Below are 13,227 nucleotides of genomic sequence, written 5' to 3'. Positions count from 1 at the left end.
GTCACGGCATGTTCATCTCAGGTTGGGTACATGTCTTGGATGTCCCTATATGGGGGCTAGACTCCTGGCAATCTTGTGCCCTACGGGGCGCTAAAACCCATGGGTTTCGCCAGGTAGGCGTGTGAAGGAGCCGGTGTGAGCAAGCGCGATGGGGTGGACACCGCGCCCGAGGGCAGAAAACGGCGCGCTCCCCGCCGCTCGGGCACAGCATCCGAAGCCGGACCGGGAAACGGTCCGGGCACCAGTCCCACGGGCGAGACGGCGGACGCGGACGACGTACCGCTGGACGGCTCCCCCACGGACGGTCCCCCAGTCGCGGGCACCCACGGCACCCATCCGGCCGGCGCCCATCCGGCCGGTCCGAGCGGCACCGGCCCGAGCGGCACAGGTCCGGGCGAGAAGGCTCCAGGCGGGAAGGGCCCCGGCGGTAAGGGCCCTGGTGGTAAGGCTCCGAGCGGCAAGGGCGGCCGCGGTCCCGGGTCTCCCGGTGCCGGGCGGCCCAAGCCGCGGTCCCGGCCGGGCTCGGGGGCGCCGCAGTTCGCCAAGCCGCTCACCCTGGGCTCCGTGCTCGGCTGGACCCTGCTGTCCGCCCTCGCGCCCGGCGTCGGCCACCTACGCGCCGGGCGCCGCCGAACCGGTTTGATCCTGCTCGGCATCTACGTGGTGCTGCTGGCGGCCGGGGCGGCGTACGGGCTGACGCGCGACTCGTCCAACATCGCCGTGTTCGCCGGCGCCGACGCGCAGATGACGGTCATTGTCATCGCCTCGGTGCTCGCGCTGTGCTGGTTCGCCGTCATCGTGACGTCGTACGTGGCACTCGGCCCGAACCGGCTGAACCAGCAGGGCCAGATCATCTCCGGCATCGTGGTCGGCGTGCTCTGCGTCTCGGTCATGGCCCCCTTCGCTCTCACCGCGACCGCCGTCCAGACCGTACGCGACGCGTCCCAGAAGATCTTCAAGCCCATCGCCGAGAGCACGGACCCGAATATCGCGCCGGTCAAGGAGGACGATCCCTGGAACGGCAAGGACCGGGTGAACTTCCTGCTGATCGGCGGCGACGCGGCCGGCGACCGTACCGGCGTGCGTACCGACAGCATGACGATCGCCAGCGTGGACACCCATACCGGCAACACAGTCCTGTTCAGCCTGCCGCGCAACCTGCAGCACGTGCACTTCCCGACGACCTCTCCGCTGCGCAAGCAGTTCCCCAACGGCTTCATGGCGGAGCTGCCCAACGGCGGCCTGCTCAACGAGGTCTGGCAGTACGCCACTGACAACCCGCAGGTCATGGGCGGCAAGAGCAGGGGGCCGCGCGCGCTGATGGACGCCATCGGCTACACGCTCAACCTGAAGATCGACTACTACGCCATGATGAACATGTACGGCTTCGCGGACCTGGTCGACGCCATCGGCGGCCTCAAGATCCGGGTGGAGCGCGACATCAAGTGGGGTGGCCACTACGGCACCGCGGGCACGATCAAGGCGGGCTACAAGAAGCTGACCGGCGAACAGGCCCTGTGGTACGGCCGGTCGCGGGTGGACAGCGACGACTTCTCGCGCATGGCCCGCCAGCGCTGCGTCATCGGCGCGTTCGCGCAGCAGGCGACGCCCGACAAGATCATTCTCAACTTCGGCAAGATCGCCAATGCGACGAAGCGACTCGCGCAGACGAACATCCCGCAGGAGCTGGTGGAGCCGCTCGTGGGGCTGGCCGTCAAGGTGAAGAGCGCCAAGATCACCAGCTTGCAGTTCGTGCCGCCGGAGTTTCTGTCGGGGCGTCCTGACTGGCTGAAGATCCGCCACGCCGCGGCCAAGGCGATCGCCGACTCGACCCGGACGGCTCGGACCGCGCAGGCGGCGGACGTCACGTCCTCCCCCGGAACGCCCACGGTCAAGCCCTCGCGCTCGTACGCCGCCAAGCCGACCCAGACGCCCACCCAGAACAGCCAGAAGTCCGCCAAGAGCCTCTCGGAGCTCTGCGGCCTGTAAGCCCCGCCGCCTCCCGGCCGCACCAGGTGCGGCCGGGACCGTGCTACTGGGTCGCGAGGGAGACGAGCTTGCGCAAGTAGGCGGCATGGCCGGGGTTACCGGTGACCGACACCTCACCGCCCCTGCCCCACACCCAGCGCAACAGCTCGTCGGGTGACCCGGACACGACGGTCTCGGCCTGCTCGACCGCCCTGTCGGCGGTCTCGTCCTCGACGACGACCTCGGTGGGCGACGGCCGGACGAGCCAGGCCCGCTCCCCGCCGACGACCGCGATGACCGCCCCCTTCGGGTCGTCGGGCACGGCCTCGGCGAAGTCCTCGGGATAGCGGGCGAAGTCGTACGCGAGCATCACCTTGAGCCCTTCGTCCACCCCGTCGAGGGCCAGGTCACCGGCGGCGGGCGTCACGGGCAGGCCGGCCGCGAGCTCGGCGTCGACGCGGTGGATCACCGTCTCCTGCGCCATGCGCCTGATCCAGAACCCGACGCTCTGGTCGGGCTCGTACCAGGTGAGCGCGTGCTCGTCCGGGGTCCGCGCGGCGAACTCCGCCACCAGCTCGGCATAGGACCGCTCAAGCGCCGCCAGCGGCTCCTCACCGGACAGATCGGGCGGCCACGGCTCCGGCCACTCCCCGCGCAACATCGTCTCGGCCTTGTGCAGATAGACCTCGGTGACGTGCGCGACCAGATCGGCGGTGGTCCACCCGGGACAGCTCGGCACCGGCGCCGCGTCCGGCGCGGCGCGGACCGCGGCTCTGAGCAACGCGTATTCTTCGGCCAGGCAGGCCATCAAGCGAGTGGCGTCCATATGACATCCAACCACGCGGCCCCGGGCCTGGCATCGCATTAATTCCGCGTCTCGACCAGCGGATCGAACAGGCGCCCCCACAGCGCCCGTTCCTCTCCCGCTCCAGCGCTAGGCGGCGCTACCGGGCCCGCTCGCCACGGACATCCCGCCCCGCCGTACGGCCGGCATCCCGGGACGCCGGTACGGCAAGGCGAACCACGTCGCCTTCCCGATGCGCCCGGGACTGGTGACGTGTTTCTGGGGATGGCATCCCCAGAAGCCCTCGGAGAGCGCGGCGACGATGCACAGTCCCCGCCCACGCTCGCTGTCGGCCTCGACGACACGGGCCACCGGCAGCGGCGAACCGCAGTCCACCACCATGCACACGATCTCCTCGGGATCGGTGTGGAGCACCAGCTCATAGGGTGCCTCTCCATACAGGAAGGCATTTGTCACCAATTCGCTGGCCATCAGCACGGCGTCATCGACGAGATCGGGACTCAGCTCCAGTCCGGTCAGAGCGTCACGGACGACCGTTCGGGCATACCGGACGGCCTGCGCGTCGTCGCACAGGGGCCAGGCATGCTGGGTGTGTGTTCGCGGGACGGATCGCAGTGGGGTCATGGCTTCTCCTTCCGCGTTCAACTGTCGAAACGTGTACGGAAGAGAGGCCGAAAAGGGCGGATCTTGGAAAAATCAGGTTTCAGCGGTCCTCGGCGGTGATCGTGCGGGCTAGCCCGCCTCGGCGCGCAGGCGCTCGGCCACGTGGAGGTCGGTGATGAGGACGTTGACCCAGCCGCCGTCCAGCGCGGCCTTGATCGCCGAGTATTTGCGCAGGCCGCCCGCCACCGCGACCCGCCGCTCGACGGCCCGGAAGGCCCCTACGTCGATGCCGACCACCCGCCGGTCGAAGGCCGAGTCGACCGCGCTGCCCTTGGCGTCGAAGAAGTGCAGGCAGACGTCGCCGACGGCGCCCAGCGAGCGCAGCTCTTCCTGGTCGGCCTGCTTGACCGCGTTGCCGCTGCTCAGCAGCAGGGGCGAGGGTTCGAGGCTGCCGATGCCGACCAGCACGAGGGTCAGCTCGCGCCATTGGGCCATGACATCGACGACGCCGGGGTCCTCCAGCAGCGCGTCGCGGATCGCGGCGGTGCCGACGACGCCGGGCGAGGGGACGAAGACGGGGCGGGCGCGGGTGATGTCGGCCAGGCGGCCGATGAGCCGGGTGGCGTGCACCTGCGCCTCGGGGCTGCCCACGCCGCCGACGAGCTGCATGACCCGGTCGGCGACCTGGGTGTTCTTGGGCTGCATGCGTTCGACGGTGGCCAGCAGCGTCTCGCTCCAGGAGGAGATGCCGATCACGTCGCCGCCGGTGAAGGTGGCGTCGAAGTAGGCGGCGGCGGCCGAGGCGAGCGACGGGATGGCGTCTTCGCGGGCGTCCTCGATGTCGACGACCACGACGTCGCGCAGGCCGTAGCGGCGCTGCAGCTCCTCTTCCAGCTCGGTGTGCACGCCATCGGGCAGGACGACGACCGTGCGCACGATGCCGCGCGTGACCGCCTCCTTGAGCAGGCGGGAGACGCGCGGCTGGGAGATGCTGAGCGCCGCGGCTATCTCGGGCTGCCGCATGCTCTGCTCGTGGTACATGCGGGCCACCCTGGCCAGGAGCCGCAGATGCTCCGTGCTCACACCGCGCCCCCGTCCCAGACTCGGGACCACCGGCCACCGCCTCCCCGTACCCCGTGAATCGATGTTTCAGCCTACCGTTCGGCCTGTCCGAGGGGGACTCTCGCGCGTCCCCCTCGCGGCCGCTACTTCCTGGCGAAAACGCCGTAGTCGTCGGCGTTCTCGGCGGTCACCAGCTCGCAGTCGATGGACTGCTTCTCCTCCTTGCTCGCCTTGCCGGTCTTGATGTACTGGTCGGCCTGCTCGACGGCGCTCTGCGCGCCGAGCGCGGCGGGCTGGAGCGCGGTCGCGTGCATCTGACCGGCCTTGACGGCGGCGATGGCGTCGGGGCTGCCGTCGAAGCCGACGACCGTCACCTTGCCGAGCAGCCCCGCGGCCTTGAGCGCGGCGACCGCGCCGAGCGCCATGGTGTCGTTGCCGGCGATGACGCCCTGGATGTCACGGCTCTTCTGGATGATGGTCTCCATCTTGGTGAAGGCCTCCTGCTGGTCCCAGTTCGCGCTCTCCTTGGCCACCTGCTTGAGGTCCGGGTACTGGGAGATCACGTCGGCGAAGCCCTTGGAGCGGACGCTGGCGTTCGTGTCGGACTCCTTGCCCACCAGCTCGACGTAGTTGCCCTTGTTCTTCATCTTCTCCACGAACGACTGGGCGACCAGCTGCGCGCCCTGGGCGTTGTTGGAGACGATCTGGGCGGTCGCGACGCCGGTGGCGTTGATCTCGCGGTCGATCAGGAAGACGGGGATGCCGCCGGTGACGGCCTTGCGGACCGGGCCGATCGAGGCGTCCGCGCCGGCGTTGTCGAGGATGATCGCCTTCGCCTTGCGGGAGATGGCGGCGTCGATCAGCTCGCTCTGCTTGTTGGGGTCGTCGTCGTGGGAGGCCACGGACGTCTCGTAGCCGAGCGCCTCGGCCTTGGCCTTGGCGGCGTCGGCTTCGGCCTTGAAGAAGGGGTTGTCGTGGGAGGGGGTGATGATGGCGACGAGCCCACCGGCCGTGCCGGCGCTGGTCGCGGACGGCGCGGTGGCGGCCTTCTGCTCACCGCCACCGCCGCCACCGCACGCCGCCAGCAGGGAGCCGGTGGCGAGGAGCGACAGTACGACGAGCAGGCGGCGGGCCGGTCTTGGTGCAGCGGACATGGACGACCTCCAGATGGGGTGGGCGGGCTAGGTGGGCCGGGCGCTCGCGGCGACCGCCGATGCGGCGGCGCCCCTGCGCTTGAACCGCTGCTGGCCCTGGTCGAGCATCACAGCGAGGATGATCACGGCGCCCTTGATGAGGATCTGCCAGAACGTCGAGACGCCCAGGATCACCAGGCCGTCGGCGAGGAAACCGATCACGAAGGCGCCGACGAGCGTTCCGCGCACGGTGCCCCGGCCACCGCTCAACGCCGCGCCGCCGATGACCACCGCGGCGATCGCGTTCAGCTCGTACGTCTCACCCGCCTGCGGGGCGGCCGAGGTGAGCTCCGAGGCGATGATGAGGCCGGCGATCGCGGCGCAGGCGCCGGAGACCACGTACACGATGGTCTTGACCCGGCGGATCGGCACGCCGGACAGGTCCGCGGCCCGCTCGTTGCCGCCCGTCGCGTACAGCCACCGGCCGAAGGGCGACTTGGCCAGCAGCAGCACGGCCGCCGCCGCGAGCACGATCATGATCCAGATCGAGGTGGGCAGCCCGAGCGGCCGCCCGCTGCCGAGCAGGTCGAAGCCGGTGTTGCCGAGGGCGGGGTTGCCGCCCAGGTTGGGATAGGTGGCGCCGTTGGAGATGAGCATCGCCGCGCCGCGGGCCACGTACAGCATGCCGAGCGTGGCGATGAACGGCGCGACGTTGAACCGCGTGACCAGCACGCCGTTGAGCAGCCCGACCCCCATGCCCACCGCGACGCACAGCACGATCACCACCCACACGGGCGGGTAGGCGATCACGCCGCCGAGCGCGACGCCCTGCAGCAGCTCTCCGGCGACGACCCCGGACAGGCCCACGATGGAGCCCACCGACAGGTCGATGCCGCCCTTGAGGATGACCAGCAGCATGCCCAGGGCGATGACGCCGTTGATGGCGACGTGCTTGGTCATCGTGATCAGGTTGTCCACGGTGAGGAAGGAGTCCGACAGCAGGCCGAAGACCACGATGAGGACGGCCAGCGCGATGAAGGCACGCAGCTCGAAGGCGACGTTCAGCAGCGACAGCCGCCGGGCCCTGGCGGCCGCCTCGGGCGGCTGGGGCGGGTCCGGGGCGACGCGGGCGGTGGTGGTTCCCTGGCTGCTCATACGGCGCCGCCGTCGGACACGCTCATCAGTTCCTCCCGGGTCAGCTCGCCGCGTCGGTACTCCCCTGCGACGGCGCCGCGGGCGAGCACCAGCAGCCGATCGGGGATGTGCAGGGCCTCTTCGGCGTCGGAGGTGGTGAACAGGACGGCGAGACCCTGCCGGGCCTGGGCCGCCATGAGCTCGAAGATGTCGGCCTTGGCGCCCACGTCCACGCCGCGCGAGGGCTCGTCGAGCAGTAGCACCCTGGGGCCGGTGAGCAGGGCCTTGCCGATCACCACCTTCTGCTGGTTGCCGCCGCTGAGCGAGCCGATGGCCGCCTTCGGGCCGCTGGCCTTGACGGTGATGTCGGCGATGGTCCGCTCGACCGCGCCGCGTTCGAGGTCGGCCGAGACGAACAGCCCGCGGACGAACGAGCGCAGGCCCGCCAGGGACAGGTTCTCCCCCACCGACATGGTCTGGACCAGGCCGTCGCGCTGCCGGTCCTCGGGGACCAGCACCACTCCCCTGCCGATGCGCTCGCGGATGCCGCTCCCGTCGAGCGCCTCGCCGGCCAGCTCCACCTGCCCGGACGCGGGCGCGATCCGGCCCGCGAGCGCTTCGAGCAGTTCGGTACGGCCCGAGCCCATCAGGCCGTACACACCGACGATCTCGCCGGCGCGCACGGTCAGCGAGACGTCGTCGATCGCCAGCCGGTCGGGGTTCGCGGGGTCGGCGACCATGAGGTCGCGCACGGTCAGCAGGTCCTCGCCGAGCACCGGCTCGCGCCGCGGGAACAGGGCGTCCTGGTCACGGCCGACCATCCGCTCGACGATCCAGCGGATGTCCACCTCGGCGGCGTCGGCCGTGGCGACCAGGCGGCCGTCACGCAGGACCACCACGTCGTCGGCGATGTCGAGTGCCTCGTCCAGGTGGTGGGAGATGTAGACGACGGCGACGCCGCCGCCCGTCAGCTCCCTGATGACCCGGAACAGCACCTCCACCTCGGGCGCGGTGAGCGCCGACGTGGGCTCGTCCATGATCAGCACGCGGGCGTCCTGGAGCAGGGCCCGCGCGATCTCGACGACCTGCTGCTGCCCGAGCCGCAGGTCGCCGACGAGCCCGTCGGGATCGACGTTCTCCTCCAGGCGGCGCAGGACCGCCGTGGTGGCCTCGCGCTGGGCCTTCCTGTCGACCGCGCCGAACCGGCCGGGCAGCTCACGGGCCAGGAACAGGTTGTCCTGGACGCTGAGGTTCGGGCAGAGGCTCAGCTCCTGGTGGATGATCGAGATGCCGTGGTCGGCGGCGTCGCGTGAGGAGACGAGCTCGACCGGGTGGCCGTCGAGCTCCACGCGGCCCGTGGTGGGGTGCTCGATGCCCGCGAGGATCTTCATGAGCGTGGACTTGCCGGCGCCGTTCTCGCCGAACAGCGCGGTCACCCGCCCGGCGGCGACGCCGAAATCGACCCCCTTGAGGGCGTGCGTCCCGCCGTACACCTTGGTGACGTCGCAGGCCCGCAGCACGTGCCCGGTCACGAGATCGCCACCGGGGTGATCGTCACGGTGGCGGGCGTGAGCAGGGTGAACGCGCCGGTGAAGGCGATCTTCTTGCCCTTCAGGCCGGCGGCGTCGAGGCCGGTCAGCAGCTTCTGCCGCATCTGGTTGTTGAGCGCGGTCGCGGCGTCGGCGTACTCGACCTGGTTCACGAACTGGCCGAAGGTGATGTAACCGGCGGCGTCGCGCAGGGCCGTGCCGTTGACGGCCGGGCCGATCTGGATCGACACCCGGGTGCCGTCGGGCAGCCCGTCCACGGTCACCGGCAGCAGGCCCGACTTCGCCTCGCCGGCCACGCCCGTGGCCTTCACCGCGAAGTTGTAGGGGCTGGTGCCCTGGCGCTTGCCGTACCTGGCGCCGGCCGCGTCCTTGTCGGCGGTGATCGCCTTCAGCAGGACGGGCAGCTCGACGGCGCTCTCCTGGATGGCGGGGACGACCTTGGCCTCGTAGTTCTGGGCGCCGAACGTGGCGGGGTCGAACTTCTTCGGCGCCGCCGCGCTCGCCGACTCCGCGGAGCGGTACTCGGTGCTCAGCGCCATGGCCACCACGAGGGCGGCGACGGCCCCGGCGGCGATCCACCGCGCCGGCCATCGGCGGCGCGCGGCTGGCGATGTGCCCGTCATGTGCTGCTCCTCTCCCCGTGGGCTGACCTGTTCTCCCCGCGTGCCGACCCGTTCTCGCCGCGGGCCGGTCTGTCTCCTGCCGGGCGGGCGCGGTCGACGGCCTCGTGCCAGGCGGCCAGGCGCGCGGCGCGTTCGCCCGGGTCGCCTTCCGGGCGGAACTCCTCCGCCGGCCGTGGCCGTGCCTCCAGCTCGTCGTACGTGCACAGCCCGGCCGACAGCGCGGCGGCGTCGGCGGCGCCCAGGCAGGACAGGTCGTGCTCGCCGGACCGGACGACCACGCGGCCGGAGATCTCGGCCTGCGACCGCATCAACCGGGCGCTGCGGGTCAGACCGCCGTCGGCCAGGAGCACCCGTACCTGCCCGGTGGCCCGCTCGACGGCCGCCACCACGTCCTCCACCTGGAACGCGACGGACTCCAGCGCGGCGGCCACGAGCTGCCCGCGCCGGGTGCCCGCGGTCAGGCCGGTGAGCACCGCCGTCGCGTCGGGCTCCCACCAGGGCGCGCCCAGCCCGCCGAACGCCGGCACGAGGTGCACGCCGCCCGGTTCGTCGTCCCCGGTCTCGGCCAGCAGCCGCTCGGAGGTGACGCCGAACAGCTCGGCCAGCCAGCTGACCGCGCGCCCGGTGGCGCGGATGTTGCCCTCCACGGCGAGCACCCGGCCGCCGAGGTCCCAGGCGATGCTCCGGCACAGCCCGGGAGCGTCACCGCCGTCGCCGATGGCCATCACCGACGAACCGGTGCCGTACGTGGCCTTCACCACCCCCGGCCGCCACCCCGCGTGCGCGAACATCGCCGCGTGCGAGTCGCCCAGCACGGCCAGCACCGGCACCCCGTCGGGCACCGGGTCCAGCCCGCGTACCGCCGGGAAGTCACCGTCCGAGGCGACCACCCGGGGCAGCACCTGCCGCGGCACCCCGAACAGTTCCAGGAGCCGCTCGTCCCACTGCCCGGCCCGCACGTCGAGGAGCTGGGTGCGGGAGGCGTTCCCGGCCTCGATGACGTGGTCGCCGCCGAAGCGGCTGAGCAGCCAGGAGTCGACCGTGCCCAGGCACAGCTCGCCCGCCAGGCTGCGGCTCCGGTCAGGGTCGTAGGCGTCCAGCAGCCAGCGGGCCTTCAGCGCCGAGAACATCGGGTCGAGCGGCATCCCGCTGACCGAGCGCACCAGGTCACCGGCGCCCGTGGCGGCCAGTTCCCGGCACTGGGCGACGGTCCGCTGGTCCTGCCAGCTGATCAGCGGGCCGGCGGGGCGGCCGGTGGAGCGTTCCCAGAGCACCAGCGACTCGCGCTGGTTGCTGATGCCGACCCCGGCGATCCTGCCCGCCTCCGACGGGTCGACGCACGCGCGTACCGCCAGCCGTACGCTCTCCCAGAGCTCGTCCGGCGACTGCTCCACCCAGCCGGGCCGAGGCTGCCGCTCGGTGAGCGGCGCGGTGCCGCGCGCGACCACCCGGCCGCCCGCGTCCACGAGCAGCGCCTTGGTGGAGCTGGTGCCCTGGTCGATGGCCAGGACGAGCGGTCCGCTAGACATGGCCGAGCACGTCCTTCACCGCCGCGATGATCCCGTCGGCCGACAGCCGGAAGTGATCCAGCAGGAACGCCGTGTCCCCCGTGGGGGCGAACACGCGCGGCACACCGAGGATCCGCATCGGGCACGGCTGATGGGTGACGACCGTGGCCGCGACGGCGGCGCCCAGGCCGCCGCTGGTGGTGGCCTCCTCGGCGGTGACGATCCCGCGCGTCTCCCTGGCCGCCGCGATGACGGCGTCCTCGTCGATCGGGTCGAGGAAGGGCGTGTTCAGTACGCGTACGGACACGCCCTCGTCCCGCAGCCGGTCCGCGGCCTCAAGTGCGCGCGAGGTGAGCGAGCCGATGGCGATCACCGTGACGTCGTTCCCGTCCCGCAGCAGTACGGCCCGGCGCGGCGCGAAGGGCGCGTCAGGAGGCGTCACCTCCGGCACCTTGAAGCGGGGAACGCGCAGGTAGACGGGCCGTCGCGCCGACGCGGCCCAGCGGACGGCGGCGCGGGTCTGCACCGGGTCCGAGGGGACGATGACGTCGAGGTTGGCGACCGCGCGGAGCCAGGACAGGTCCTCGATCGAGTGGTGGGTGGGCCCGAGCTCGCCGTACGCCATGCCGGGGCTCTGACCGCACAGAACGACGTGTGCCTCGCTGTAGGCGACGTCGGCCTTGATCTGCTCCATGGCGCGGCCGGTGAGGAACGGCGCCGCGGCGCAGACGAAGGGGATCTTCCCGGCGTTGGCCAGTCCGGCCGCCACCCCGACGAGGTCCTGCTCGGCGATGCCGACGTTGATGAGGCGGTCGGGGAAGCGTTCGCGGAAGCCGACGAGGTTGCTGGAGCCGACAGAGTCGTTGCAGACGGCGACGATCCGCTCGTCCTGGCTCGCCAGGGAGATGAGCTCCTCGGCGAAGGCCTGACGGCAGTCGAACGTCGCCCGCTGGTCGGTCACGGTCATCCGGCCAGCTCCGCCAGCGCCGTCTCGACCTGCTCGGCGGTGGGCACCTTGTGATGCCACTCCACCCGGTCCTCCATGAACGACACGCCCTTTCCCTTGATCGTGTTGGCGATGACCGCGACCGGACGCCCGGTGGACGAGCCGCTCATGGCCTCCAGCAGGGCGAGGTGGTCGTGGCCGTCGACCTCGCGTACCTCCCAGCCGAAGCTGCGCCATTTGTCGGGCAGCGAGTCCAGGGCGTTGGTGTCCTCGGTCCTGGCCCCCTGCTGGAGGCGGTTGCGGTCGACGACGGCCGTCAGGGACGACAGCCCGTGGTGCGCGGCCGCCATCGCCGCCTCCCAGTTGCTGCCCTCCTGCAGCTCACCGTCACCCAGCACCACGAACGTGCGCCAGGACGCGCCGTCCATCTTGGCGGCGATCGCGCAGCCGGTGGCCACGGGCAGGCCGTGACCCAGGGCGCCGGTGTTGGTCTCCACGCCGGGCACCTTGACCTTGTTGGGGTGCCCGTTGAGCGCCGACAGCGGGGCCATGAAGGTGTCCAGCTCGGCGGTGTCGAAGAAGCCGCAGTGGGCGAGGGTGGAGTACAGGGCGGCGGCGCAGTGGCCCTTGCTCAGCACGAAACGGTCGCGTCCCGGCCAGTGGGGGTGTTCGGGGTCTACTGACATGACGCCGTAGAAGCAGGTCACCAGGATGTCGGTGACCGACAGGTCGCCGCCGATGTGACCCATGCGGGCGCGGTCGATCATGCGGACGACGCTCCGGCGCACGTCGGTGGCCACCCGGGCGAGCTCCGCCTCGCGGTCGGGCCGGGCGGCCCGCCGGATCCGGGCGGTCAGCTCGCGGTAGCCGGCCGACCGCTCGGCGTCGGGGGGGAGCAGGGCCATCACTGATCCGCCATGACGCTCAGCAGCGCCCGCTGGACGATCCGCTGGGCCGCCAGCGCGTCCTGTGCCCGCTGCGCGGCGGCCAGGGCCTCACGGTCGACGAGGCCGAGGGCGCGGTGAATGGCCTTCATCACGCGGATCCCCGCGCGGGCCGCCTCGACCGAGTCCTCACGGAACGGGAACTGGTCGAGCTGCCACACCCCGTCCCAGCCGGCCTCACGCAAGGCGTAGAAGAACTCGAAGGTCTCGGTCAGGTGCACCGAGCCGACGACCATGTCGTCGTCCCAGCCCCGGTAGTTGTCGTTGACGTCGATCGCGAACAGCCGCCCGCGCGAGATCGCCAGTCGCGCCGCGTCGGCGGGCGACTCGCCGCCGTAGAGCGAGTGGCCGAAGTCGAGCAGGATGCCGACGTTGGGCAGGCCGATCTCCTCGATCCCCAGCAACGTCTTGGCCACCGAGGAGAACACCATCGTGTTACGCGGCTCGCGCGGCTTGTACTCGATGGCGAACCGCAGGTCGGGGAAGTTCGTCGCCAGCTCGCGCACCGCGTCCAGCGACAGGCGCCACAGCTCGGCGTGGTCGGCCTGGAACGGGTAGTCCCAGCCGTCCTGCCCTGGCCACAGCTTCACGTAATCGCAGCCCAGCCGCCTGGCCACCTCGGCGGCCTCGGACACCAACTCGATCGCCTGGCGGCGTACTCCCTCGTCGGGGTTGGTGAACGCGCCACGGGAGAAACGCCGGGTATAGATCTCCGGGGTCACCGCGATGGCCCGCAGCCCGTTGCCCTTGAGCGCCTCCTCCACCCGCTCGACCGGGAGGTCCACCGGGTCGAACGGGTAGGTCAGGTCCACGACGGACAGCTCGCCCACCTGCCCGGCCAGGTCGATGGCGCCAAGGGTGTCCACCGGCGGGCCGTAGCCGTCGGTCGCGTAGCGGTCGACGTACCGGCCGAAGTGCCAGATGCCGGCACCGAACAAGGGCATTTGAATA

The 13,227-nt window shown here is 71.3% G+C and carries 12 protein-coding genes; 1 reads left to right on the top strand and 11 read right to left on the bottom strand.

The features are described from left to right. The first annotated feature begins 135 nt into the window (after positions 1 to 135). Positions 136 to 1,989: an LCP family protein gene (locus tag AB0B91_RS35435; protein ID WP_358329019.1), complete on the top strand. Its 1,854-nt coding sequence runs from the start codon at positions 136 to 138 to the stop codon at positions 1,987 to 1,989. Between the two features lie 43 nt (positions 1,990 to 2,032). On the opposite strand, the gene AB0B91_RS35430 is transcribed toward AB0B91_RS35435, so the two are convergent. From AB0B91_RS35430 to AB0B91_RS35380, 11 genes are all read right to left on the bottom strand, one after another. Next, the gene (locus AB0B91_RS35430) at positions 2,033 to 2,794 is read right to left on the bottom strand and encodes a maleylpyruvate isomerase family mycothiol-dependent enzyme (RefSeq protein ID WP_358329016.1); all 762 of its coding nucleotides are present in this window, start codon (positions 2,792 to 2,794) and stop codon (positions 2,033 to 2,035) included. Positions 2,795 to 2,902: 108 nt separating this feature from the next. Beyond that, entirely contained in the window at positions 2,903 to 3,397 is a 495-nt protein-coding gene (locus AB0B91_RS35425) for an ATP-binding protein (protein WP_358329014.1), read from the bottom strand. A 108-nt stretch (positions 3,398 to 3,505) separates the two neighbouring features. Then, positions 3,506 to 4,459: a sugar-binding transcriptional regulator gene (locus AB0B91_RS35420; RefSeq protein WP_358329011.1), complete on the bottom strand. Its 954-nt coding sequence runs from the start codon at positions 4,457 to 4,459 to the stop codon at positions 3,506 to 3,508. Between the two features lie 122 nt (positions 4,460 to 4,581). Continuing rightward, complete coding sequence (locus AB0B91_RS35415; protein WP_358329008.1) at positions 4,582 to 5,592, bottom strand: D-ribose ABC transporter substrate-binding protein; 1,011 nt, start codon at positions 5,590 to 5,592, stop codon at positions 4,582 to 4,584. Between the two features lie 27 nt (positions 5,593 to 5,619). Then, positions 5,620 to 6,726 carry an ABC transporter permease gene (locus AB0B91_RS35410; RefSeq protein WP_358329005.1) on the bottom strand — a complete coding sequence of 369 codons (1,107 nt, stop codon included), beginning with the start codon at positions 6,724 to 6,726 and terminating at the stop codon, positions 5,620 to 5,622. Beyond that, positions 6,723 to 8,237 carry a sugar ABC transporter ATP-binding protein gene (locus AB0B91_RS35405; protein WP_358329002.1) on the bottom strand — a complete coding sequence of 505 codons (1,515 nt, stop codon included), beginning with the start codon at positions 8,235 to 8,237 and terminating at the stop codon, positions 6,723 to 6,725. The genes AB0B91_RS35410 and AB0B91_RS35405 overlap by 4 nt, the downstream gene beginning before the upstream one ends. Continuing rightward, positions 8,234 to 8,878, bottom strand: a complete 645-nt coding sequence (locus AB0B91_RS35400) for a DUF2291 domain-containing protein (RefSeq protein ID WP_358328999.1) — start codon at positions 8,876 to 8,878, stop codon at positions 8,234 to 8,236. Before AB0B91_RS35400 ends, AB0B91_RS35405 begins: the two co-directional genes overlap by 4 nt. Then, positions 8,875 to 10,407, bottom strand: a complete 1,533-nt coding sequence (locus AB0B91_RS35395; RefSeq protein ID WP_358328996.1) for an FGGY family carbohydrate kinase — start codon at positions 10,405 to 10,407, stop codon at positions 8,875 to 8,877. Before AB0B91_RS35395 ends, AB0B91_RS35400 begins: the two co-directional genes overlap by 4 nt. Then, complete coding sequence (locus AB0B91_RS35390) at positions 10,400 to 11,353, bottom strand: transketolase C-terminal domain-containing protein (RefSeq protein ID WP_358328993.1); 954 nt, start codon at positions 11,351 to 11,353, stop codon at positions 10,400 to 10,402. The genes AB0B91_RS35395 and AB0B91_RS35390 overlap by 8 nt, the downstream gene beginning before the upstream one ends. Continuing rightward, complete coding sequence (locus tag AB0B91_RS35385) at positions 11,350 to 12,237, bottom strand: transketolase (RefSeq protein ID WP_358328990.1); 888 nt, start codon at positions 12,235 to 12,237, stop codon at positions 11,350 to 11,352. Before AB0B91_RS35385 ends, AB0B91_RS35390 begins: the two co-directional genes overlap by 4 nt. Further along, entirely contained in the window at positions 12,237 to 13,220 is a 984-nt protein-coding gene (locus AB0B91_RS35380; protein ID WP_358328987.1) for a TIM barrel protein, read from the bottom strand. The genes AB0B91_RS35385 and AB0B91_RS35380 overlap by 1 nt, the downstream gene beginning before the upstream one ends. Between the last annotated feature and the right edge of the window lie 7 nt (positions 13,221 to 13,227).

Source organism: Nonomuraea sp. NPDC049141, assembly GCF_040648415.1.
In the GTDB taxonomy this organism is placed as follows: Bacteria; Actinomycetota; Actinomycetes; order Streptosporangiales; family Streptosporangiaceae; genus Nonomuraea.
Note: the sequence above shows the minus strand (reverse complement) of the source record. Positions and strands in the feature narration are given on the sequence as shown.